The 22,322-nt window shown below is 69.2% G+C and carries 18 protein-coding genes; 10 read left to right on the top strand and 8 right to left on the bottom strand.

The window, feature by feature from the left end; genetic code table 11:
• Window positions 1–159 precede the first annotated feature (159 nt).
• The gene (locus G3I71_RS01945) at window positions 160–1,110 is read right to left on the bottom strand and encodes an intradiol ring-cleavage dioxygenase (protein WP_239148799.1); all 951 of its coding nucleotides are present in this window, start codon (window positions 1,108–1,110) and stop codon (window positions 160–162) included.
• 119 nt (window positions 1,111–1,229) lie between these two features.
• Entirely contained in the window at window positions 1,230–2,993 is a 1,764-nt protein-coding gene (gene aspS, locus G3I71_RS01940) for an aspartate--tRNA ligase (protein WP_164312122.1), read from the bottom strand.
• Window positions 2,994–3,230: 237 nt separating this feature from the next.
• Between aspS and G3I71_RS01935 the strand changes: the two genes are divergently transcribed.
• From G3I71_RS01935 to G3I71_RS01925, 3 genes are all read left to right on the top strand, one after another.
• Window positions 3,231–5,438, top strand: a complete 2,208-nt coding sequence (locus G3I71_RS01935) for a SpoIIE family protein phosphatase (RefSeq protein ID WP_164312121.1) — start codon at window positions 3,231–3,233, stop codon at window positions 5,436–5,438.
• 45 nt (window positions 5,439–5,483) lie between these two features.
• The gene (locus tag G3I71_RS01930; RefSeq protein ID WP_164312120.1) at window positions 5,484–6,902 is read left to right on the top strand and encodes a cytochrome P450; all 1,419 of its coding nucleotides are present in this window, start codon (window positions 5,484–5,486) and stop codon (window positions 6,900–6,902) included.
• Between the two features lie 111 nt (window positions 6,903–7,013).
• Window positions 7,014–7,907 carry a Bro-N domain-containing protein gene (locus tag G3I71_RS01925; protein WP_164312119.1) on the top strand — a complete coding sequence of 298 codons (894 nt, stop codon included), beginning with the start codon at window positions 7,014–7,016 and terminating at the stop codon, window positions 7,905–7,907.
• A gap of 88 nt (window positions 7,908–7,995) precedes the next feature.
• On the opposite strand, the gene G3I71_RS01920 is transcribed toward G3I71_RS01925, so the two are convergent.
• The 3 genes from G3I71_RS01920 to G3I71_RS01910 all read right to left on the bottom strand — a co-directional run bounded on the left by G3I71_RS01920 (window position 7,996) and on the right by G3I71_RS01910 (window position 11,765).
• Window positions 7,996–8,967 carry a pirin family protein gene (locus tag G3I71_RS01920; protein ID WP_164312118.1) on the bottom strand — a complete coding sequence of 324 codons (972 nt, stop codon included), beginning with the start codon at window positions 8,965–8,967 and terminating at the stop codon, window positions 7,996–7,998.
• A gap of 136 nt (window positions 8,968–9,103) precedes the next feature.
• Window positions 9,104–11,056 (bottom strand): Ig-like domain repeat protein, encoded by a 1,953-nt coding sequence (locus G3I71_RS01915; RefSeq protein ID WP_164312117.1) that lies wholly within the window; start codon window positions 11,054–11,056, stop codon window positions 9,104–9,106.
• Between the two features lie 235 nt (window positions 11,057–11,291).
• A complete protein-coding gene (locus tag G3I71_RS01910; RefSeq protein ID WP_164312116.1) occupies window positions 11,292–11,765 on the bottom strand; it encodes an SseB family protein in 474 nt (157 codons plus the stop codon).
• Between the two features lie 208 nt (window positions 11,766–11,973).
• Here G3I71_RS01910 and G3I71_RS01905 point away from each other — a divergent pair, with 208 nt between their 5' ends.
• From G3I71_RS01905 to G3I71_RS01890, 4 genes are all read left to right on the top strand, one after another.
• Window positions 11,974–12,837, top strand: coding sequence for an intradiol ring-cleavage dioxygenase (locus G3I71_RS01905; RefSeq protein ID WP_164312115.1), 864 nt, complete (start codon window positions 11,974–11,976; stop codon window positions 12,835–12,837).
• A 161-nt stretch (window positions 12,838–12,998) separates the two neighbouring features.
• Window positions 12,999–14,825, top strand: coding sequence for an acyl-CoA dehydrogenase (locus G3I71_RS01900; RefSeq protein WP_164312114.1), 1,827 nt, complete (start codon window positions 12,999–13,001; stop codon window positions 14,823–14,825).
• A 229-nt stretch (window positions 14,826–15,054) separates the two neighbouring features.
• Window positions 15,055–16,389, top strand: coding sequence for a M18 family aminopeptidase (locus G3I71_RS01895; RefSeq protein ID WP_164312113.1), 1,335 nt, complete (start codon window positions 15,055–15,057; stop codon window positions 16,387–16,389).
• 121 nt (window positions 16,390–16,510) lie between these two features.
• Window positions 16,511–16,729, top strand: a complete 219-nt coding sequence (locus tag G3I71_RS01890; RefSeq protein WP_164312112.1) for a DUF6458 family protein — start codon at window positions 16,511–16,513, stop codon at window positions 16,727–16,729.
• A 39-nt stretch (window positions 16,730–16,768) separates the two neighbouring features.
• On the opposite strand, the gene G3I71_RS01885 is transcribed toward G3I71_RS01890, so the two are convergent.
• Window positions 16,769–17,242 (bottom strand): cupin domain-containing protein, encoded by a 474-nt coding sequence (locus G3I71_RS01885; RefSeq protein WP_164312111.1) that lies wholly within the window; start codon window positions 17,240–17,242, stop codon window positions 16,769–16,771.
• 52 nt (window positions 17,243–17,294) lie between these two features.
• On the opposite strand from G3I71_RS01885, the gene G3I71_RS01880 reads away from it, so the two are divergent.
• Both G3I71_RS01880 and G3I71_RS01875 read left to right on the top strand, forming a co-directional pair.
• On the top strand, window positions 17,295–18,302 hold the full coding sequence (locus G3I71_RS01880; protein ID WP_164312110.1) for a helix-turn-helix domain-containing protein: 1,008 nt from the start codon (window positions 17,295–17,297) through the stop codon (window positions 18,300–18,302).
• Window positions 18,299–18,793 (top strand): LURP-one-related/scramblase family protein, encoded by a 495-nt coding sequence (locus G3I71_RS01875; RefSeq protein WP_164312109.1) that lies wholly within the window; start codon window positions 18,299–18,301, stop codon window positions 18,791–18,793. The genes G3I71_RS01880 and G3I71_RS01875 overlap by 4 nt, the downstream gene beginning before the upstream one ends.
• Window positions 18,794–18,905: 112 nt before the next feature.
• Here G3I71_RS01875 and G3I71_RS01870 read toward each other — a convergent pair whose 3' ends face one another.
• The gene (locus G3I71_RS01870) at window positions 18,906–19,703 is read right to left on the bottom strand and encodes a carbon-nitrogen family hydrolase (protein WP_164312108.1); all 798 of its coding nucleotides are present in this window, start codon (window positions 19,701–19,703) and stop codon (window positions 18,906–18,908) included.
• Window positions 19,704–19,977: 274 nt separating this feature from the next.
• On the opposite strand from G3I71_RS01870, the gene G3I71_RS01865 reads away from it, so the two are divergent.
• A complete protein-coding gene (locus G3I71_RS01865; RefSeq protein ID WP_164312107.1) occupies window positions 19,978–20,802 on the top strand; it encodes a maleylpyruvate isomerase family mycothiol-dependent enzyme in 825 nt (274 codons plus the stop codon).
• 167 nt (window positions 20,803–20,969) lie between these two features.
• Here the strand turns inward: G3I71_RS01865 and G3I71_RS01860 are convergent, their stop codons facing one another.
• The gene (locus G3I71_RS01860; protein WP_164312106.1) at window positions 20,970–22,316 is read right to left on the bottom strand and encodes a nitrate/nitrite transporter; all 1,347 of its coding nucleotides are present in this window, start codon (window positions 22,314–22,316) and stop codon (window positions 20,970–20,972) included.
• Window positions 22,317–22,322 lie beyond the last annotated feature (6 nt).

Below are 22,322 nucleotides of genomic sequence, written 5' to 3'. Positions count from 1 at the left end.
GGTAAGACGCCTGTCAGGACCATGGGAGAGGACTGTGCTTTCCTTTGCTTTTCCTGAATTCGCGAGGAACGCATGAGAAAAAGCACGAAAGGGGCGGGAAACGGTCGCCCATTTCCCGCCCCCGCAAATGCAAATTAGGTAAGCCTTACCTAATTCAATTCATCCGGCGCTGTCGTTCGTCTCGTCCGGTGCCACGCCCATCGTCAGCTCGGCACGAACACCGCGCCCGATGTCCCGCTTCTTGTACCGCAGCCGCAGCAGGCCGCCTTCGGCGCCGTTGCCCGGGTAGATCGTGTCCTCGTCGAGGGTCGTACGGGTGGCCGTGTTCGACGAGTACGGCGCCACCGCCGCCGAGAGCAGTACCGACTCCTCGTCGAAGAAGAACTGACCGGTGTGGCAGGTGTGGCCGCCCTCGTAGCCGGCGTCCGTCCAGGTGCCGTCCACGTGCACCTTCGTGTGGATGTGGACGGTGCGACCCCGGTACCAGCCCGGGAACACGGTCCGGAAGGTGACGAAACCGTGCCGGTCCGTCCGCCACGTGCCGCGCAGGTAGCGCGTGTCGTCGGTCGGCTCCTGGTGGCCACCGCCGCCACCGCCGGGACCGCCGGACGGGGGCGCACCAGTGGGTACGTCCGTCGGCTCGCCGGACGGCGGGGTGCCGCCACCACCGCCACCGCCGCTGCCCATGTCCTCGTAGCCGGAGTAGACGCCGAGCGCCGAGCAGTGCCAGATGTCGACGGCCGCGTTCCGCACCGGACGGCACGTCTGGGCGTCGATCACCTTGAGCCTGAGGGTGAGGGGGATGCCCTCCTCGTCCTCGGTGACATCCTGGCGGAGCTTGTCCGCGTCGATGTAGTACGGACCCTCCGTGGTCTCCGTGGTCAGCACATAGCAGGCCTCGGGCGTACCGGAGGGGCTGCCGGTGGGCAGGCGTCCGGGGCCGTGCGCACCCTTGCCCTCCGATGCTCCCTGCGCCGACGCCAGTCCGGCGCCCAGAGCGACCGCCGTGGCCGTCACCGCCGTCGCGCCACCGGCTACGACGACTCTTCGGCGCGTCAATTCCCGTTCGTCCGCTGCCTGTTCGGGCATTTCCTGGGGGATATCAGTCATGGCCCCGGAGATTATGAACGTGACCTGTCAAAGGGCTGTGATTTTCCGTGTTTCCTGAGCATCACATGAGAATGGCTCGGAATCGTCGCCGATTCCGAGCCACCCGCACAAACCCTTTTCTACTTGGGCTGCGGCTTCCGCACGGAAATGTGCAGCTCCCTCAGCCGCGCCTCCTCCAGCTCCGTCGGCGCGCCCATCATCAGGTCCTGGGCGTTGCCGTTGAGCGGGAAGGCGATCGTCTCGCGGATGTTCGGCTCGTCGGCGAGGAGCATGACGATACGGTCGACGCCGGGCGCGATCCCGCCGTGCGGAGGAGCGCCGAAGCGGAACGCGCGGAGCATACCGGCGAACTCGCGCTCGACCGTCTCCTCGTCGTAGCCCGCGATGCCGAACGCCTTCAGCATGATGTCGGGCTCGTGGTTACGGATCGCGCCGGAGGACAGCTCCGTACCGTTGCAGACGATGTCGTACTGCCAGGCCAGGATGTCCAGCGGGTCCTGGGTCTCCAGGGCCTCCATGCCGCCCTGGGGCATCGAGAACGGGTTGTGCGAGAAGTCGATCTTCCCCGTCTCCTCGTCCTTCTCGAACATCGGGAAGTCCACGATCCAGCAGAACCGGAACACGTTCTCCTCGAAGTGCCCGGCACGCTTGGCGGCCTCGACCCGCACCGCGCCCATGATCTTCGAGACCTCGTCGAACTCGCCCGCGCCGAAGAACACGGCGTGACCGGGGGCCAGCGAGAGCCGCTTGGTCAGCTCGGCGACGTTCTCCTCGGTGAGGAACTTCGCGATCGGCCCGGACAGCGAACCGTCCTCCGTGACCCGCACCCAGGCCAGGCCCTTCGCGCCCAGCGTGACGGCGAAGTCACCGAGCTGGTCGAAGAACTTCCGGCTCTGCGACGCCACGTCCGGCACCGGCAGGGCACGTACGTGCTGGCCCGCGAAGGCCTTGAACTCCGAGCCCGCGAAGACGTCGGTGATGTCGACCAGCTCCAGCTGGGCGCGCAGGTCCGGCTTGTCGGAGCCGTACTTCAGCATCGCCTCGCGGAACGGGATGCGCGGGAAGGGCGAGGTGACCTCGCGGCCCTTGCCGAACTCGGTGAACAGCTCGGTCATCAGCCGCTCGATCGGCTGGAAGACGTCCTCCTGCTCGACGAAGCTCATCTCGACGTCGAGCTGGTAGAACTCACCCGGCGAACGGTCCGCGCGCGCGTCCTCGTCACGGAAACAGGGCGCGATCTGGAAGTACCGGTCGAACCCGGAGATCATCAGCAGCTGCTTGAACTGCTGCGGGGCCTGCGGCAGCGCGTAGAACCGGCCAGGGTTGAGACGCGACGGCACGACGAAGTCGCGGGCGCCCTCCGGGGAGGTCGCCGTCAGGATCGGCGTGGCCATCTCGTTGAAGCCCAGCGCGGTCATCTTGTGCCGGATCGCCGAGATGACGGCCGTACGCAGCATGATGTTGCGGTGCATGCGCTCGCGGCGCAGGTCAAGGAAGCGGTACTCCAGGCGCCGCTCCTCGTTGACCCCGTCCTCGGTGTTGATCGTGAAGGGCAGCGGCTGGGCGGCGCCGAGCAGCTCCACCTCGCCGACCTCGACCTCGATGTCGCCCGTGGGCAGCTCGGGGTTGATGTTCGCCGCGCCCCGCGAGACGACCTTGCCGTCGACGCGGACCGTCGACTCCTTGGTGACCTTGTCGAGGGTCTCGTAGGCGGGCGTGCCAGGGCGGGCGACGAGCTGCGTGATGCCGTAGTGATCGCGCAGGTCGATGAAGAGGATGCCGCCCAGGTCGCGCCGATTGTGCAGCCAGCCGCTCAGCCGGACGTCACTGCCGACGTCAGAGGCGCGGAGCTCGCCGCAGGTGTGGGACCTGTACCGATGCATCGTCGTTCATCCAGCCTTCGCAGATCGGGGATCGAGGTCTGTGCCGGCGAAGGTTTCACGTGAAACACCGAACCCTCCGAAAGCACAGCCCCAGGGTACCGGCCACCCCGAGACCGCTTCCCCGCAATTGTTCGCGCACGTAGCCTGCTTCGCGCACGTAGCCTGTACAGCTCCTTCACAGGGTGCTCCGTACAGCTTGGGTGGCACGCTGCGATCACCTCTCCATAAAGTAGGTCAATGCGCACTGGTGAGCCCCTGCCCGCCGTGGGGGACGTCCTGGTCGCCCTCGCAACCGGCATGTGGCATTGGGACACAGCCACACAGCTGGTCACGCTCGACGCCGAGGCGGCCCGCCTGCTCGGCCTGCCCGCCGAGCCGACCACCCTCACGGAGGCCGCGACCCGGGCCCGCCTCCACCCGGTCGACTGGAACGAGATCGTCGGCGTCATCCAGCTCGCCGTCGCCGAGGACAGCATCGCCGAGGTCCGGGTCCGCGTCATGGACGAGCAGGGCCGGGTGATCCGTACCGCCCGCAGCCGCGCGAAGCCCACCTTCGACATCGCCCGCAAGGCCTACGACGTGATGGGCATCCTCCAGGAGGTCACCGAGCCTTCGCCTGGCACCGCCGCACGCACCCCCGTCACCGGTGACTGGCGCCGCTCCCGGGAGGCGTTCCTGCTGGACGCGGGCCGGGCGCTGGCCGAGGCGCGGTCCACGGAGGAGGTGCTGCGGGTCGCGGCCGGCCTGTCGATGCCGGGCTTCTCCCCGGACGGCCTGGCGTTGTTCGGCGTCCAGGGCGACCGACTGACCGTCATCGGCCACCACGGCCAGCGCCCCGGCGACGAGCGCCCCTTCTCCCACATGCCCCTGGAGACCGACTACCCGGCCGCCGAGGTGGTCCGCACCGGCCGGGCCGTCTATCTCTCCTCCCCCGAGGCCTACAAGGCCCGCTACCCCACCGCCTGGCCGCTCGCCCAGGTGTTCGACCGGCAGTCCTGGGCGTTCCTGCCGCTGACCGTCGCGGGCCACACGATGGGCGCCTGGATGGCGGGCTTCGCCTACCCGGTCAGCTTCATCCCCGACGAGCGCTCGGTCCTGACGACGGTCGCCCGCATGCTCGCCCAGGCCCTCTCCCGGGCGGGCGTCGCCGAGTCGGAACGCGAACTGACCGACGGCCTGCAACGCTCGATGCTGCCGACGCTCGGCCCCGAGATACCCGGCATGGAGGTCGCCGCCCGCTACATACCCACCGGCGGCGGCCTCCAGGTCGGCGGCGACTGGTACGACATGATCCCGCTGCCCGGCGGCGGACGCTTCGCCCTGGTCATCGGCGACGTCCAGGGCCACGACGTCCGCGCCGCCGGCCTGATGGGCCAGCTCCGCATAGCGCTGCGCGCCTACGCCTCCGAGGGCCACCGCCCCGACGCCGTCCTCTCCCGCGCCTCCCGCTTCCTGCACGGCATCACCGACTCCGCGAACAGCACGGTCAGCGGCGACCTGCGCTTCGCGACCTGCCTGTATGTCGAGGTCGACCCCGCGACCGGCGTCCTGGAGATCGCCCGCGCCGGCCACCCGGACCCGGCGATCCGCATGGCGGACGGCACGGTACTCACCCGCCCGACAGCGGGCGGCCTGCCCCTGGGCATCGACCCGGACGCCGACTACCCCACCACCCTCCTCGCCCTCGAACCCGGCGAGACCATGCTCCTGTGCACCGACGGCCTGATCGAGACCGGCGGCCACGACCTGGACACGGGCTGGCAGCGCATCCGGACGACCCTGGAGGAGCACAAGGGAGACGTCAAGAGCGCCGACCTGGAGCACCTGGCCGACGCCCTCGTCCAGGCCGTGCACGGCCCGTTCTCCCACCACACCACGGGCCCGCTGGCCGACCGCCGCGAGGACGACATAGCCCTGCTGCTCCTGAGCCGCCCGGGCGAGTGCGCCGCCGACGGCACACTGCCGCCGACGGCACGCCCCACCGTTCGGCGCACCATGCTGACGATCGCCCAGGCGGAACCCGAGCGCGTCGCCGTCGCCCGCCAGCAACTCCGCGAACAGCTCCACGACTGGCCCAGCCCCGACCAGGTCGACTCGGCGGTCCTCCTGATCTCCGAGACGGCCACCAACGTCCTGGTCCACACCGACGCCGACGCCCTGGTCGTCGCCGAGGTCACGGGCGACCCCGGCGCACGCCGCATCCGCGTCGAGGTGACGGACGTGAGCGACGACCTCCCGCACAAACGCCGCCCGGGCGAACTGGCCTCGTCGGGCCGGGGGTTGATGCTGATCGAGATGCTCGCGGACGCGTGGGGGGTCGACCCGCGGGGCGAGGGCAAGAGCATCTGGTTCGAGCTGTACGAGAGGGACCCCGAGAAGGAGGAGAAGGAGAAAGAGGCGGAGAAGGAGAGGGAGAAGGAGAGGGCGGCCGAGAAAGAGGTGTAGGACGAAAGGGTGCCCCGGGCGGCCAGAAACGCAGATGATATGACCATGGCTGTCACGCGCACCGCCCGCAGAACCGCCCCCGGAGCCACGCCCACCACCGCTCCCGCTCCCGCTCGCGTCCCCGGCCCCACCGGCCACCCCCTGCTGGGCTCGGCCCTCGACCTCCGCAGGGACCCGCTCGGCACCTTCCTCCGCGCCCAGCGGGAGCACGGCGACGTGGTCCGCGTAACGGCCGGCCCACCCGGTCTTCGTACAGTCATGTACTGCGTCTTCTCCCCCGAGGGCGCCCAGCAGGTCCTGGCCACACAGGCCGCCAACTTCCGCAAGGACAACACCTTCTACGAGGAGATACGCCAGACCGGCGGCAACGGCCTCCTGACCAGCCAGGACGACGACTACCTCCGCCAACGCCGCCTGATACAGCCCCTGTTCACCAAGAAACGGGTCGACAGTTACGCCACCGCGATCACCCGCGAGGCCGAGGCGACAGCGGAACGCTGGCGGAACAGCCCCGAGGTGGACGCCGTACAGGAGATGGACCGCCTGGCGCTGCGTACGGTCTCCCGTGTCCTGTTCGGCGCGGACGTCGAGGCCGCGGTGGACGTCATCCGCGCCAACTTCCCGGTGATCAGCGCGTACATCACGGCGCGGGCCTACGCCCCGATCAGAGTCCCGCGCACCTGGCCCACCCCGTCCAACCGGCGTGCGGAGACGGCGACCCGGGCGGTGTACGGGATCTGCGACCGCCTGATCGCGGCACGCCGGAGCAACGGGAGCGAGGCAGCCGACGAGGCCACCGAGGATCTGCTCTCCCTCCTCTCCCAGGCGCAGAACGACGAGGACGGCAGCCTCGACGCCACCGAACTCCGCGACCAGGTACTGGTGTTCCTCCTGGCGGGCCACGAAACGACGGCGACGTCTCTGGCCTTCGCCCTCCACCTCCTGGGCCGCCACCCCGAAGTCAGGGCCCGGGCCCAGCAGGAGATCGACGCGCTGCCGTCAGGGGAGCCGTACACGGCGGCGACCATGGACCGACTCCCTTACCTGACCAGGGTCCTGCAGGAGACGATGCGCCTGTATCCGGCCGCTCCGCTGGTGGGCAGGCGGTCGGTGGCGGAGACGGAGATCGACGGCCACGTCATCCCGGCAGGCGCGGAAATCCTGATCTCGCCCTGGGTCACCCACCGCCACCCGGCCCACTGGGACACCCCCGACCGCTTCGACCCGGACCGCTTCACCCCCGACCAGGAGACCACCCGCCACCGCTACGCCTGGCTCCCCTTCGGCGGCGGCCCCCGCGCGTGCATCGGCCGCCACTTCTCGATGCTGGAGTCGGTCCTGGTCCTGGCGGTACTGCTGCGCGAGTACGACATCGAGACACCGGACACGGACGTCCCGGTGACGGCAACGGTGACGTTGCAGGCGGTGGGGGAGGCCCGGGTGGGGTTGCGGGCGCGGACGTGAACTGACGCTCGGCAGAATCGATGCGTCTGTCCCCCTAAAGGATGAACAAGCTTGCTATAGGCGCATGTTGGTCCACCGCCTGCCTACGTTCCGAGGCGGAGGTGATGCTCGATGTACGAGCAGAACAACACGCCGTCGGACAAGACGACGGCACAGCGGCAGGACGCGATCGACATCAGTGACTTCGTGTTCGCGGCGACAGGTGCGCGGGTACGGAGGCTGACCCTGCCGGACGGGACGCACTGGTTTCCCGCGGCGGACGTACTCAACAAGCTGGGGTACACGAACCCCAGGAAAACTCTGGCGGACCATGTCCCCACAGAGCACCGAGAGACTCTCGAGACCGTAACTGGAGGGCACTGTCTCAGCATTCCCGCAGGTCGGGAGTGGCGACGAGACATGAACCTCGTCGATCTCCAGGGCCTGATCCGCTTGGTCAACGGCTGCACCAAGCCCTCGGCCCAACCCTTCAAGGCCTGGGTCTCAGAAGTCATCGCCACCGTCCAGCGCGACGGCTCCTACTCCCTCGAACCCGCCGCCCTGCAACCCAACCCGACCACCGTCACCGCCTATGCCGTCCCCCAGCAACTCGCCGACGCCCTCGTCCGACTCGAAGAACGCGTCGACCGGCAGGACGAAACCCTGCGTCAGATCGACACCAAGCAGAACGTGATCGTCGACCTGCTCCGCGACATCACCCAGACCCTCCGCCGCACAGGCGACCGCACCCGCCAGGTCCAGGCCCCGGAGCTGACACCCCAACAGCTCCTGTCCAACTGGAAGTCCAGGAACCTCGTCGTCACCGAGGACGTCCACAAGGTCGCCGCCCACCTGGCCCCGGCCCTGCTGCACGGCGGCGCCAACTACAGCGTGGAGGAGATCTCAGTCCACACCGACCTCTCCCCGGACCGCGTCCGCCACAGCCTCGAGCTGCTGTCGGAGCAGGGATGCGTACGCGAGGCCGGCCGTACTCCGGACGACACTCCGTTCTACGTGCTGCCGTAGCGGCCCCGCCCTGACAGAACGGGCCCGAAGCCGCAAAACGAAGTTGCGGCTTCGGGCCCGTTCGTACAGTACTGAACTTTCCTACGGCCTACAGCCCACCCTCGGACATTCCATGCACCGCCGGCACAGTTCCCAGGCGGCCCTTCTGGAAGTCCTCGAACGCCTGCTCAAGCTCCGCCCTCGTGTTCATCACGAACGGGCCGTAGTGGGCCATCGGCTCACGGATCGGCTGTCCTCCGAGGAGTACGACCTCCATGTCCGGGGAGTTCGCGTCCTGCTCTTCGTCCGCGCGGACCGTCAGGGACGAGCCCGTGCCGAAGACCGCCGTCTGGCCCTTGTGCACAGCGCGCCGGTCCGCACCGACGCTGCCGCGGCCCGCGAGGACGTACGCCAGGCCGTTGAAGTCCTCGCGCCAGGGGATGGTGACCTCCGCGCCAGGGGCCAGCGTGGCGTGGACCAGGCTGATCGGGGTGTGGGTGATACCGGGACCCTGGTGACCGTCCAACTCGCCGGCGATGACGCGCAGGAGCGCGCCGCCGTCGTGGGACGTGAGGAGCTGGACCTGGCCACCGCGGATGTCCTGGTAGCGCGGAGCCATCATCTTGTCCTTGGCCGGCAGGTTCACCCACAGCTGGATGCCGTGGAAGAGGCCGCCGGACATGACCAGGGACTCCGGGGGAGCCTCGATGTGGAGAAGGCCCGAACCGGCCGTCATCCACTGGGTGTCCCCATTGGTGATGGTGCCGCCACCGCCCTGGCTGTCCTGGTGATCGAAAATGCCGTCAATGATGTAGGTGACGGTCTCGAAGCCCCGGTGCGGATGCCAAGGGGTCCCTTTCGGCTCCCCAGGCTGATAGTCCACCTCACCCATCTGATCCATCATGATGAACGGGTCGAGGTGCTTGTAGGCGATCCCGGCGAACGCCCGGCGCACCGGGAATCCCTCGCCCTCGAAACCGCTCGGCGCGGTCGTCACGGTGAGCACGGGACGTGCCACGGCGTCGGCCGGAGCGGCCACACGGGGCAGGGTCAGCGGGTTCTCGACGGTCACTGCAGGCATGTCGGGACCTCCTTGTGCGGCCAGTTTAGTTGATTATTGAACTTCCTGCTACCCCTAACAGAGGAGACCCGGAGGGCATTCCCTCCGGGTCTCCTCGACCGACCGGGGCCGGCCGGTACGCGCGGTACCAGCGGTACTAGTTGCTGAAGTACAGGTACTTCCAGGCCCCGGCCGCCGTCGAGTTCACGTTGTCGCCGGAAGCGCCGTCGGCGTAGACCGACCGGACCCGTGCCTTGATGCCGGACTCGCCCGGCGCGCCGAGCCGGACGGCGGACTTGCCGTTGGCAGCGACCGCGAAGTACTCCGAGTACGTCGCGTACCACGTGCCCTGGTACAGCACCTGGAGCTCGAAGCGCTGCTTACGGCCCGGGTAGTAGTTCATGGTGGTAGTGAGCACCGGATCGGTGTTCTTGTGGAACCAGTAGTACGACAGGGAGCCGATCCTGCCCGTCTTGTAGTGCTTGGAGACGGCGGTGGAGACCCTGGCCTTGCCGTACGCGACGGACTTGACCGTCCGGGGCGAGTAGCGGGCGTCACCCTTGAAGGCCGCGGTGACGACCATGTCCCGGGTCATGTCAACGGTCGCGGAGAGGTTGCCCGCCGAGTTGACCTTCCCGGTCTTCAGCAGCTTCTTGGGCCGGTCGGTGCCGTACGGGTCCACCCAGATCTCGACCGTACGGTTCTTGTACGTCGCCCCGAGGTGCGCGGTGAAGGAGACGTCCTTCCCGTATTCGTACGTCTTCTTGTTGTTGTTCAGGGTCAGCGCCGGGGTCGTACGGGAGACCTCCACCTTGGCGGAGGCGACGGCCGGGGTGTGCTCGGCGTCACCGGCGTAGGAGACCTTGTAGGTGACCGTGCCGCCGGCCGGCGGGGAGTTGGTGAACGAGTACGTGCCGTCCGCGTCGACCGTGACGGAGGGCAGCACGTGGCCGTTCGGGCTGTCCAGGTCGGTGCGGACGACCTGGAGCTCGGTGCCGCTCGGCAGCTCGTCCGCCGTCAGCTTGCCGGTCACGGTGAGCGGCTTGGTGCGCGTCGCCTTCGCCGGGGCGTCGACCGTCAGAGTCGGGGTGTTCACCGTCGGGGCGGTGAACACCTGAAGGGCGTAGTCGTTCTCCGGCCCCGTGATCGCGAAGATCCGTGAGGAGTCCGGGGCCCACGTCAGGTCGAGCGTGTCCTGCGTGCCGGCCGGGCCGGTGGTGTAGGTGCGCAGCGGAGCGGCGGCGCCGGGCCGGTACACGGCCAGGTCGGCGCCGTTGACCTGGGCGACCAGCCCGTTCGGCGCGATGTCCGCACGCCGCCCGGCGGGGTAGGAGCCGGCGGGGGTGAACTTCCCGTTCGCGTAGGCGTCCCGGTCCGTGCCGTTGACCAGCACCTGCCGGGCGCCGGGCACGAGGTCGAAGTCTCTGGTGCCGTTGTTCAGCGCGTAGTCGAGGCCTGACCAGGCGGTGAGCTGCGGCGCGGCGCCCGAGACGTCGACGACGGCCATCGAGTCCGAGCTGATGCCGGTCTGACCGACGGCGAGCACACCCGGCTGATTCGGGTCGGTGTCCAGCAGCGCCGGGCCCCAGAGTCCGGGGGAGGTGCCCTCGGTCGGGAACTGCGCCATCGCCACCGGGTCGGATTCGCCGGTCGGGTCCACCGCCGGGTCCACCGAACCCAGGTCGCCGTCCCACTGGTCGCCGTACGTGAACCACACCTTGCCGCCCGCGAAGGCGACGTAGCGCGGGCCGGTGTTGGTGGGGACGGTGTAGCGGGTCTTGACATCGAGCGTGGCCGCGTTCAGGGCCACGATCTCGTGCAGGTCCTGGACAGCCGCGTACAGGGTGGCGCCGTCGTCGGACACCGCCAGGTCGGAGACCCGGCCGAGACCGCTCACCGAGTCGACGAGGGCGCCCGTGTAGTCGGCGGCCTGGATCTTTCCGGCACTGGCGTCGCCGACGAAGACCCGCTGGAGAGCGGCGTCCGCGACGATGCCGCCGGGTGCGGCCACCAGGACGGTGGCGGCCGAGGCGGGCCCCGCCGCCACGACGCCCAACGCCACCGAGCTGAAGAGAACCGCTAGTGCGGTCGCGGTCGAAGTGCTGCGCATGCGCACAGTGATGAACCCCCCACAAGGAACCCGGAATCACCGGGAGCTGAGAGCGCCGCGCGGCACCCAGGCGCGACCGCCGGAAGCGGTGGCCAGTGGGGCGCGGCTGCCAGAAGGAAGCCTATGGCATGCATGTGACAATCGCGGAGGGGATTTTCGGCGCGGGAGACAACGATTCCGGCGCGGGGACGGGATTTCCGGCACGCGGGAGCGGCGGGAGCGGCGGGAGCGATCCTCAGCCGTACATCCTGCGCATCGCGAACTCCACCATCTGCTCGACCGCCTTCGCGTCGAACACCATGCGGTGCTCGCCCTCCATGTCCACGACGAAGCCGTAGCCCGTGGGCAGCAGGTCGATGACCTCGGCGCCGGTGATCACGAAGTACTTGGACTCCTTGCCGGCGTAGCGGCGCAGTTCCTTCAGCGAGGTGAACATCGGGATCACCGGCTGCTGGGTGTTGTGCAGTGCCAGGAACCCGGGGTTGTCGCCGCGTGGGCAGTACACCTTCGACGTGGCGAAGACCTGCTGGAAGTCCTCGGCCGAGAGCGAGCCCGTGGTGAAAGCGCGCACCGCGTCCGCGAGGGACGGTGGGGACGGCTCGGGGTACAGCGGCTGCTGCTGGCCGTACCCGCCCGGCATCTGCTGCTGCGGCTGGGCGTACTGCTGCTGCGCTGCCCCTCCGTCGCCGTGCTGGCCATATCCATACATGGGCGCAAGAGTACCGAGAGCGCGGCGGAGTGGGGTCGGCCCGGTCCCTGCTTGCGGCCGGCGCGACCTGCCCGTCCCATGGGAAGTCCACAGGTGCGGCCCTGGTTTGCCACAGCGGACGCTCATACCGTCGACTTTGACAAAGAAACGATCAGGCAGCGGCAAAGCCCGGGTAATCCCCGGCGGGCACACGCAGAGGGAGACAGCCATGAGCGGACACGGGCACCACGGCCAGGCGGACCACGGCGACCACGAGGTCCACGAGCACGACAGGGGCCTCTCCTACGACCTCCCCGTCCTCGCCCGCCGCCGGATGATCCGCCTGCTGGCCGGTGCGAGCCTGGTGCCCCTGGTGGGCTGCGGCGCCGACGACTCCACGTCCTCCGCCGCCGCCTCCGACACCTCGTCCAGCGGCACGGCCTCCTCGTCCTCGTCCGCCGAGTGCGCGACCATCCCGAACGAGACCGCCGGCCCCTACCCGGGCGACGGTTCGAACGGGGTGAACGTGCTCAAGGAGAGCGGAGTCGTCCGCAGCGACATCACGTCCAGTTTCGGGAACTCGGCGGGCGGCAAGGCCGAGGGCGTGCCGCTCACGATCACGCTCACCGTCGTCGACGCGGCCTCGGGCTGCGGGACCCCCAAGACGGGTGCCGCCGTCTACCTGTGGCACTGCGACCGCGAGGGCAACTACTCCCTCTACTCGGACGGAGTCACCGACGAGAACTACCTCCGGGGCGTCCAGGAGACGGACGACAAGGGCCAGGTCACCTTCACGAGCATCTTCCCGGCCTGCTACACGGGCCGCTGGCCGCACATCCACTTCGAGGTCTACGGCAGCCTGGAGGACGCGACCGCGGCCACGTCGATAACGAACACCTCGCAGCTGGCGTTCCCGAAGGACGTCTGCGACACGGTGTACGCGACGGACGGCTACAGCCGGAGCGTGCAGAACCTGGGCCAGCTCTCCCTGGAGACCGACAACATCTTCAGCGACGGCTACGACCAGCAGCTGGCGACCGTGGAAGGCAGCGTGGACAAGGGATACACGGCCACCCTCACCGTTCCGGTCTAGACCACCCGTATGACTTCCGGCGCGTAACGCGTCACATACGACCGGTTGGGGTTGCGTCTTATTACCGACGGGTAGCATCATCGTGGCAAGGTAGCTACTAGTCGGTACGAATTAGGCGCGAGGAGCCAGTGCCTCGCCGATCTCTCTACGGAGCAGTCGTCATGGGGCACTACAAGTCGAATCTCCGCGACATCGAGTTCAACCTCTTCGAGGTCCTCGGGCGCGACAAGCTGTACGGCACCGGTCCGTTCGCGGAGATGGACACGGACACCGCCAAGAGCATCCTCGGGGAGATGACGCGCCTCGCGGAGAACGAGCTGGCGGAGTCCTTCACCGACGGCGACCGCACCCCGCCGGTCTTCGACCCCGAGACGAACACCGCGCCCGTACCGGCGTCCTTCAAGAAGAGCTACAAGGCCTTCATGGACTCGGAGTACTGGCGCCTCGGCCTGCCCGAGGAGATCGGCGGCACCACCGCCCCCCGCTCCCTGATCTGGGCGTACGCGGAGCTGCTGCTCGGCTCGAACCCGGCCGTGTGGATGTACGCCTCCGGCCCGGCGTTCGCCGGCATCCTCTTCGACGAGGGCAACGACGTACAGAAGAAGATCGCCCAGATCGCGGTCGACAGGACCTGGGGCTCAACGATGGTCCTCACCGAGCCGGACGCCGGCTCGGACGTGGGCGCCGGCCGCACCAAGGCGGTTCAGCAGGAGGACGGCTCCTGGCACATCGAGGGCGTGAAGCGGTTCATCACCTCCGGTGAGCACGACATGGAGGAGAACATCCTCCACTACGTCCTCGCGCGGCCGGAGGGCCACGGCCCGGGCACCAAGGGCCTGTCCCTCTTCCTCGTACCGAAGTTCCTCTTCGACTTCGAGACCGGCGAGCTGGGCGAGCGCAACGGCGTGTACGCGACGAACGTCGAGCACAAGATGGGCCTCAAGGCCTCCAACACCTGCGAGATGACCTTCGGCGACCGGCACCCGGCCAAGGGCTGGCTGATCGGCGACAAGCACGACGGCATCCGCCAGATGTTCCGGATCATCGAGTTCGCCCGCATGATGGTCGGCACGAAGGCCATCTCGACGCTGTCGACCGGCTACCTCAACGCCCTTGAGTACGCCAAGGAGCGCGTCCAGGGACCGGACCTCGCCAACTTCATGGACAAGACGGCGCCCAAGGTCACCATCACGCACCACCCGGACGTCCGCCGCTCGCTGATCACGCAGAAGGCGTACGCCGAGGGCATGCGCGCGCTGGTGCTGCACACCGCCGCCGTGCAGGACGACATCCAGGTCAAGGAGGCGGCCGGCGAGGACACCGCCGCCCTGGAGGCCATGAACGACCTCCTGCTCCCGATCGTGAAGGGCTACGGCTCCGAGAAGGGTTACGAGCAGCTCGCCCAGTCGCTCCAGACCTTCGGCGGCTCCGGGTTCCTCCAGGAGTACCCGATCGAGCAGTACATCCGCGACGCCAAGATCGACACCCTGTACGAGGGCACGACCGCCATCCAGGGCCAGGACTTCTTCTTCCGGAAGATCGTCCGCAACCAGGGCGCGGCCCTCAACTCCCTTGCCGAGGACATCAAGAAGTTCCTCGCGCCGGGCACGGGCGGCGAGGACCTGGCGGTGGCGCGCGAGCAGCTCGCCAAGGCGGCCGTCGAGCTGGAGGCGATCGTCGGCCTGATGCTGACGGACCTCGCGGCGACCGAGCAGGACGTCAAGAACATCTACAAGGTGGGCCTCAACACCACCCGCCTGCTGATGGCTTCGGGTGACGTCGTCGTGGGCTACCTGCTCCTCAGGGGTGCCGCGGTGGCCGCCGAGAAGCTCCGGACGGCGTCGGCGAAGGACGTCCCGTTCTACACGGGCAAGATCGCGGCGGCGAAGTTCTTCGCGGCCGACGTCCTCCCGGGCGTCACCGGCGCCCGCAAGCTCGCGGCGGGCGTGGACCTCGACCTGATGGAACTGGACGAGGCGGCTTTCTGAGCCGGACAGACACGTACGGCAGGCCAAGCACGGCGGCCCGCACCCGGATCCACTCCCGGGGGCGGGCCGCCGTCCTGCTGAACCAGGACACACACCCCCACGCCCCCACGGTCCGCCCGCGGTCCGGAAACTGACTCGCGGGCCAGTTGTCCGGCCTTCACATCCCCGTTACGAGAGCCCGCTCACCATCCCAGGGAGCGGGCGCTATTACGTCGTTAAGGTGAACCCCATGAGCGCACCCCACCGCTTCGACCGCGGCCACACCGACGACTTGATGTCCTTTCTGGCGGCGAGTCCGTCGCCGTACCACGCCGTGGCGAACACCGCCGAGCGGCTGGAGAAGGCCGGCTTCCGTCAGGTCGCCGAGACGGACGCCTGGGACGCGGAGACCTCGGCGGCCTCTGCGGCGGGGAGCGGCGGCAAGTACGTGCTGCGCGGCGGCGCGATCGTAGCCTGGTTCGTCCCCGAGGGCGCCGCGCCGCACACCCCCTTCCGGATCGTCGGCGCCCACACCGACTCCCCCAACCTGCGCGTCAAGCCGGTGCCGGACCTCGGCGGACACGGCTGGCGCCAGATCGCCGTGGAGATCTACGGCGGACCGCTGCTCAACTCCTGGCTCGACCGCGACCTCGGCCTGGCGGGCCGCCTCACCCTCCGGGACGGCACGTCGCGCCTGGTGAACATCGACCGGCCCCTCATGCGAGTCCCCCAACTCGCCATCCACCTCGACCGTGCCGTGAACACCGACGGGCTGAAGCTCGACAAGCAGCGCCACCTGCAGCCGATCTGGGGCATGTCGGACGACGTCCGCGAGGGCGACCTGATCGACTTCCTCGAACAGGAGTCCGGGCTCGCACCGGGCGAGGTCACCGGCTGGGACCTGATGGTCCACTCCATCGAACCGCCCGCGTACCTGGGCCGCGACCGGGAACTGGTCGCGGGCCCGCGCATGGACAACCTCCTGTCCGTGCACGCCGCCGCGGCGGCTCTCGCGTCCGTGGCGACGAACTCCACCACCAGCCCCGGGTCGCTGCCGTACATCCCGGTCCTCGCGGCCTTCGACCACGAGGAGAACGGCTCGCAGAGCGACACGGGCGCGGACGGCCCGCTGCTCGGCGGCGTGCTGGAGCGTTCGGTGTTCGCGCGCGGAGGAGCGTACGAGGACAGGGCGAGGGCGTTCGCGGGCGCCGTCTGTCTCTCCTCCGACACGGGCCACGCCGTCCACCCCAACTACGCGGAGCGGCACGACCCGACGCACCACCCGCGCGTCAACGGCGGACCGATCCTCAAGGTCAACGTCAACAACCGCTACGCCACGGACGGTTCGGGCCGCGCGGTCTGGGCGGCGGCCTGCGAGAAGGCCGGCGTCCCGTTCCAGAACTTCGTGTCCAACAACTCCATGCCCTGCGGCACGACGATCGGCCCGATCACCGCCGCGAGGCACGGCATCAAGACGGTCGACATCGGTGTGCCGATCCTGTCGATGCACAGTGCGCGGGAGTTGTGCGGCGCCGACGACCCGCATCTGCTCGCCAACGCGCTCGTGGCGTTCCTGGAAGGGTAGTCGGGCAGGGTAGTTGGGCAACCACGCATACCTGTCCCATGTCCGGGCACCCGGAAACTCCGGAACAGCCGGACCGACCGGAACCTCCGGTACGACCGGACCGGGCAGGGAGGCAACACTCATGAGCCTCGGCGGATGCATCATCCTCATCGCCGTGGGAGCCATCCTCACCTTCGCCACCGACTGGGAGATGGAGGGTGTCAACCTCGACCTGGTCGGCGTCATCCTGATGATCGTCGGAGTGATCGGCGCCCTGGCGTTCCGCAGCGTCGCCCGGCGCAGGCGGGTACTGATACCACCCTCGACGACCGTGATCGACGACGACCGGTACCAGGGCTGAGTCCGAGCGGTCGTCCCGCGACTCCTGCCCTAGATCCGACTACAACAGGGCGTGCCCCGTCGTGACGTCCACATGGCCGGGCACGTCGTCGTGCCGGTCGCCCACGCTGAGGGTGCCGGTGGGCTCGATGACGAGGATCTCGGTGCGGACCGGGGCGTACGGCTTGTGCTCCGTGCCACGGGGGACGGTGAAGGCCGAGCCCTTCGGGAGCACGACCGTGCGCTCACCGGCCGACTCCCGCAGGGCGATGTGCAGTTCACCGTCCAGGACCAGGAAGAACTCGTCGGTGCCCTCGTGCACATGCCAGACGTGCTCACCCTCGACCTTCGCGACGCGTACGTCGTAGTCGTTGACGGTGGTGACGATGCGAGGACTCCACACCGCACTGAAGGAGGCCAGGGCGGCGGCGAGGGAGACCGGTTCGCCGCTCTGCTCGACGGACGTACTGGAACTGCCGGAACTGCCGGGATTGTTGGGATTGTTGGGACTGCCGGAACTGTCGACGGATGTCATGTGCTCATCGTCAGACGTGGCCCGATCCCCGCACGAGTGCTAGAAATCGCACATGCCGCAAGGATTCTCTCAACCTCGCCTTCGACCGCACCGTGTCGCCGTGATCGTCGACGAGGGCACCAACCCCTTCGAGGTCGGTGTCGCGACCGAGTTGTTCGGACTGCCGCGACCCGAACTCGGGCTGCCGGGGCCGCTGTACGAGGTGACGGTGTGCGCGCCGACCCCCGAAGTCCGGCTGAACCACGGCTTCCTCACCCTCACCGGGGTGGCCGGCCTGGAGGCCGTGGACGAGGCCGACACCCTCGTCGTCCCGGGCCGCCCGGACAACGTCGTACCGCGCGGCGATGCCGTACTCGAAGCGGTACGGCGCACCCACGCGCGCGGGGCACGCGTCATGAGCCTGTGCACGGGAACTTTCGCGCTCGCGGAGGCGGGGATCCTGGACGGCCGCCGGGCGACAACGCACTGGCTCTGGTCCGACACCTTCAGGCGGTTGCACCCCCGGGTCCTGCTGGAGCCCGACGTGCTGTTCACGGACGAGGGCGACATCCTGACCGCCGCGGGCAGCGCCGCCGCGCTCGATCTCGGGCTGCACATCTGGCGTACGGACCACGGTGCCGAGGTCGCCAACGCGGTGTCCCGGCGCCTGGTGTTCGCCGCCCACCGGGACGGCGGGCAACGCCAGTTCGTGGAGCGGCCGGTGCCCACGACACCTGACGAGTCGCTGGGTCCGCTGCTGGCCTGGGCCCAGGAACGGCTGCCCGAACCGCTGACGGTGGCCGGCCTGGCAGCCCGGGCGGCGGTCTCACCCGCCACGCTCCACCGCCGCTTCCAGGCCCAGCTCGGCACGACACCGCTGGCCTGGCTGACCGGGGAGCGGGTGGCGCTGGCCTGCCGGCTCATCGAACGCGGGGAGGAACGCCTCGACGTGGTCGCGGCGCGCAGCGGCCTCGGAACGGCGGCGAACCTCCGCTCCCGGCTCCGCCGCGAGACGGGTCTCAGCCCATCGGCGTACAGACGGCGTTTCGGACCCCTTCGCGGGGAAGCGGTGAGTACATGAGATTCCTCGTACGCGACCGGCTGCTCGGCTTCGGCGACGACTACTGGATCGAGGACCAGCACGGCAACAAGGTGTACCTGGTCGACGGCAAGGCGATGCGGCTGCGGGACACCTTCGAGCTGAAGGACACGCGGGGGCGGGTGCTGATCGACATCCACAAGAAGATGCTCGCCCTGCGGGACACGATGGTGATCGAACGGGACGGCGACCCGTTGGCGACGATCAGACGCAAACGCCTGTCACTGCTGCGCAACCACTACCGGGTGTCGTTGGTGGACGGCACGGAGCTGGACGTCAGCGGCAAGATCCTGGACCGGGAGTTCGCGGTCGACTACGACGGTGAACTCCTCGCCCAGATCTCCCGCCGCCGGCTGCACGTCCGGGAGACGTACGGGGTGGATGTCGTACGGGACGACGCGGATCCGGCGCTGTTGATCGCGGTGGCGGTCTGCGTGATCCACCTGGCGGAGAAGGAACGGACGGAGGACTGAGGCGACCCCGGCCCGCCTGGGGGTCCCCCTCTGGGGGTTCCCCTCTGGGGGAGGGATGGGACGGGCAGGGGCGGCAGGGACGAAACACCCCGCCCTCAGGCCCCGCGTCGCATCAGTGGCGGCGCGGAACCGCCACCCCCAGCACCCTGTCCTTCAGCGCCGGGAACTGTTCCCGGGTCTCCCCCACCTTCGCGGGATCGAACTCGACGCGCAGAACCTCCTCGCCCCCACCCGCCTCCGCCAGCACCTCACCCCACGGATCGACCACGATCGAGTGACCGGCCTGCGGAACTCCCGCATGCGTACCAGCCGTTCCACACGCGAGGACGTACGCCTGGTTCTCGACCGCCCTCGCCTGAGCCAGCAGCGTCCAGTGGGCGCGCCGCCGCTCCGGCCAGCCCGCCGAGATGACGATCGTCTCGGCACCCGCGTCGACAAGGCCTCGGAAGAGTTCGGGGAAACGGAGGTCGTAGCAGGTGGCGATGCCGACCGTGGTCCCGGGGAGGGAGACGGTCACCAGTTCCGTGCCCGCGCCCATCAGCACGGCCTCGCCCTTGTCGAAGCCGAAGCGATGAATCTTGCGGTAGGCGGCGGCCAGGTCACCGGCGGGGGAGAAGACGAGGGAGGTGTTGTACAGAGGACCCTCAGGGTCCCTCTCCGGGATCGACCCGGCGTGCAGCCATACGCCCGCGTCGCTCGCGGCCTTCGCCATCGCCTCGTACGTCGGACCGTCCAGCGCCTCGGCCTCGGTGGCGAACCGCTCGTACGCGAAGGCCCCCGTCGTCCACAGCTCGGGCAGTACGACGAGATCGGCTCCGGCCTCGTCCCGTACGAGGGAGGCCACGCGCCGCCTGCGCGATTCGACCGATTCGCCCTCTTCTGCACCGATCTGGATGAGCGAGGCGCGCACACTACCACCGTCCTGACATTCGAGCCGTTCACACGGGCCTACGATCGTCACACGAAAGCACTGCCGGGGTGCCGCACAGCAGCGTAACTTAACGTTCCTAGACACCCGCTGACAGCTATCCCGCCCACGCCCTCGCATCCGCCGAAAACGCCACACCGATACCGATACCGATACCGATACCGCCACTGATACCAGCGCCGACAACGCCGTCGACACCCGCCGTCATCCGCCGTCACCACTGCCCGCGTACCGACCGCCCGAGGGGTCCCGTTCCGTGAGTCTGCATCCCACTCTCCAGCCCTACGCCGACGCCTGGACCCACTCCATCGACGCGATATCCGAGCTGGTGTCACCGCTCGTGGAGGGCGAGTGGAACCGCCGGACCCCGTGCCCGGGCTGGTCGGTCCGTGACGTGGTCTCCCATGTCATCGGCATGGAGTGCGAGATGCTCGGCGACCCGCGCCCCATCCACACGCTCCCGCGCGACCTCTACCACGTCACCAACGAGCAGCAGCGGTACATGGAGATGCAGGTCGACGTACGGCGGCACCACACGGCCCCCGAGATGACGTCCGAGCTGGAGTACACGGTCATCCGCCGCAACCGCCAGCTGCGCAACGAGTCACGGGAACCGGGGACGATGATCCGCGGCCTCTACGGCCGGGAGACCGCCCTCGTGGACCTCATGCGCAACCGGGCGTTCGACGTGTGGGTGCACGAGCAGGATCTGCGTGCCGCCCTCGGCCGGCCCGGCAACCTGGACTCGCCCGGCGCGCACATCACGCGGGACATGCTGCTCAGCGCGCTGCCGAGGGTCGTCGCCAAGGACGCGGGGGCGCCGCGCAGTTCGGCGATCGTCTTCGACGTGCACGGTCCCGTCGAGTTCCTGCGCACGATCCGCGTCGACATCAACGGCCGCGGCACCCTGGAAACGTCCCCGGCCCTCGGCCCCGCCGCCAGCTTCGCCCTCGACTGGGAGACCTACTTCCGCCTGGCCTGCGGCCGGGTGACCCCGGAAGCGGTCGCCGACCGCATCAAGACGGAGGGCGACCCGGGCCTCACGGGAGCGATCCTGCGCCACTTCGCGGTGACGCCGTAACGGCACTTCGCGGTGACGCCGTGGCAGCACTTTTCAGCCCCGGGCCGGCCATTCCCAGCCCGTCTGGGGGTCCCCCCTCTGGGGGAGCTTGAGGACGAGGCCGTCCAGGCCGAAGCGGGGGCCTGGGGGCGGCAGCCCCCAGAAACGCCCACACCAACACCCCGCACCTACACGGGAACGTGCACTGTCGACACCCTGCTGACAACCAACCGCTCCCGCTCACGCCGAGCCGCCCGCTTCCGCAAGCGCAGAATCTGGCTGACGCCAACCCCCTGCAGCAGGAACACGAACGAGAACGCGGCGGTGTAGTTGTCGCCGGTCGCGTCGAGCAGCACACCGACCGCGAACAGCGTCGTCATCGAGGCGACGAAACCGCCCATGTTGGTGATCCCGGACGCCGTCCCCTGACGCTCGGGCGGATTCGCGGGCCGGGCGAAGTCGAAGCCGAGCATCGAGGCGGGCCCGCAGGCACCCAGCACCGTGCACAGCAGCACCAGCAGCCACATCGGGTCGTGGTCGGCGCCGGACAGCACCGGACAGGCGAGCGTCACCGCCCACATCACCGCCGTCGCGCCCACCGTGCCCAGCGCCAGCGGCAGCCGCGCCGTGTGGTGCCGGGCGACGATCTGGCCGTACACCAGGCCGATCACCATGTTCGACAGCACGACCAGGGTGAGCAGCTCCCCCGCCGTCGCCCGCGTCAGCCCCTGTGCCTCGACGAGGAACGGCAGGCCCCACAGCAGCAGGAACACCATCGCCGGGAACTGGGTGGTGAAGTGCACCCACAGACCGAGCCGTGTCCCGGGCTCACGCCACGAGGCGGCGATCTGCCGGCGCACGTAAGCGGCCCCCTGATGCGGGAACGGCTCCGGCTCGTGCCCCTCCGGGTGATCCCTGAGGAACACGAGCATCAGCACGAGCACCACCACGCCCGCACCCGCGCTGCCCGCGAAGGCCGCCGTCCACCCGACGCCGTGCAGCAGCCGGGCCAGGACGAGCGTCGAGACGAGGTTGCCCGCCATCCCGGCCAGCCCCGCGAGCTGCGCGATCATCGGCCCGCGCCGCGCCGGGAACCACCGGGAACCCAGCCGCAGCACGCTGATGAACGTCATCGCGTCACCGCACCCGAGCAGCGCGCGGGAGGCGAGGGCGGTGCCGTACGAGGGGGAGAACGCGAAGCCCAGCTGCCCGGCCGTGAACAGGACCGCCCCGATGCCCAGCACCTTCTTGGTGCCGAGCCGGTCGACGAGCAGACCGACCGGTATCTGCATGCCCGCGTAGACGAGGAGCTGAAGGATCGAGAAGGTGGACAGGGCGGACGCGCCCACGTGGAAACGGTCGGCGGCGTCGAGCCCCGCGACCCCCAGCGACGTACGGAAGATGACGGCGACGAAGTACACCGAGACGCCGACGGACCAGATGAGAACGGCGCGGCGCCCACCGGGAGGATCGCCGGGCAGCGAGCCGGAACCAGACCCGGAACCAGACCCGGAACCGGAGCCAGCGGCGGCCATGGGCCC

The sequence above is a fragment of the Streptomyces sp. SID12501 genome, assembly GCF_010550245.1.
Classification (GTDB): Bacteria; Actinomycetota; Actinomycetes; order Streptomycetales; family Streptomycetaceae; genus Streptomyces.
Note: the sequence above shows the minus strand (reverse complement) of the source record. Positions and strands in the feature narration are given on the sequence as shown.

Bases quoted from the DNA above. Each gene is read 5' to 3' on its own strand.
- G3I71_RS01945 (WP_239148799.1), bottom strand. From the start codon at position 1,110: ATGACTGATATCCCCCAGGAAATGCCCGAACAGGCAGCGGACGAACGG.
- aspS (WP_164312122.1), bottom strand. From the start codon at position 2,993: ATGCATCGGTACAGGTCCCACACCTGCGGCGAGCTCCGCGCCTCTGAC.
- G3I71_RS01935 (WP_164312121.1), top strand. From the start codon at position 3,231: ATGCGCACTGGTGAGCCCCTGCCCGCCGTGGGGGACGTCCTGGTCGCC.
- G3I71_RS01930 (WP_164312120.1), top strand. From the start codon at position 5,484: ATGGCTGTCACGCGCACCGCCCGCAGAACCGCCCCCGGAGCCACGCCC.
- G3I71_RS01925 (WP_164312119.1), top strand. From the start codon at position 7,014: ATGTACGAGCAGAACAACACGCCGTCGGACAAGACGACGGCACAGCGG.
- G3I71_RS01920 (WP_164312118.1), bottom strand. From the start codon at position 8,967: ATGCCTGCAGTGACCGTCGAGAACCCGCTGACCCTGCCCCGTGTGGCC.
- G3I71_RS01915 (WP_164312117.1), bottom strand. From the start codon at position 11,056: ATGCGCAGCACTTCGACCGCGACCGCACTAGCGGTTCTCTTCAGCTCG.
- G3I71_RS01910 (WP_164312116.1), bottom strand. From the start codon at position 11,765: ATGTATGGATATGGCCAGCACGGCGACGGAGGGGCAGCGCAGCAGCAG.
- G3I71_RS01905 (WP_164312115.1), top strand. From the start codon at position 11,974: ATGAGCGGACACGGGCACCACGGCCAGGCGGACCACGGCGACCACGAG.
- G3I71_RS01900 (WP_164312114.1), top strand. From the start codon at position 12,999: ATGGGGCACTACAAGTCGAATCTCCGCGACATCGAGTTCAACCTCTTC.
- G3I71_RS01895 (WP_164312113.1), top strand. From the start codon at position 15,055: ATGAGCGCACCCCACCGCTTCGACCGCGGCCACACCGACGACTTGATG.
- G3I71_RS01890 (WP_164312112.1), top strand. From the start codon at position 16,511: ATGAGCCTCGGCGGATGCATCATCCTCATCGCCGTGGGAGCCATCCTC.
- G3I71_RS01885 (WP_164312111.1), bottom strand. From the start codon at position 17,242: ATGACATCCGTCGACAGTTCCGGCAGTCCCAACAATCCCAACAATCCC.
- G3I71_RS01880 (WP_164312110.1), top strand. From the start codon at position 17,295: ATGCCGCAAGGATTCTCTCAACCTCGCCTTCGACCGCACCGTGTCGCC.
- G3I71_RS01875 (WP_164312109.1), top strand. From the start codon at position 18,299: ATGAGATTCCTCGTACGCGACCGGCTGCTCGGCTTCGGCGACGACTAC.
- G3I71_RS01860 (WP_164312106.1), bottom strand. From the start codon at position 22,316: ATGGCCGCCGCTGGCTCCGGTTCCGGGTCTGGTTCCGGGTCTGGTTCC.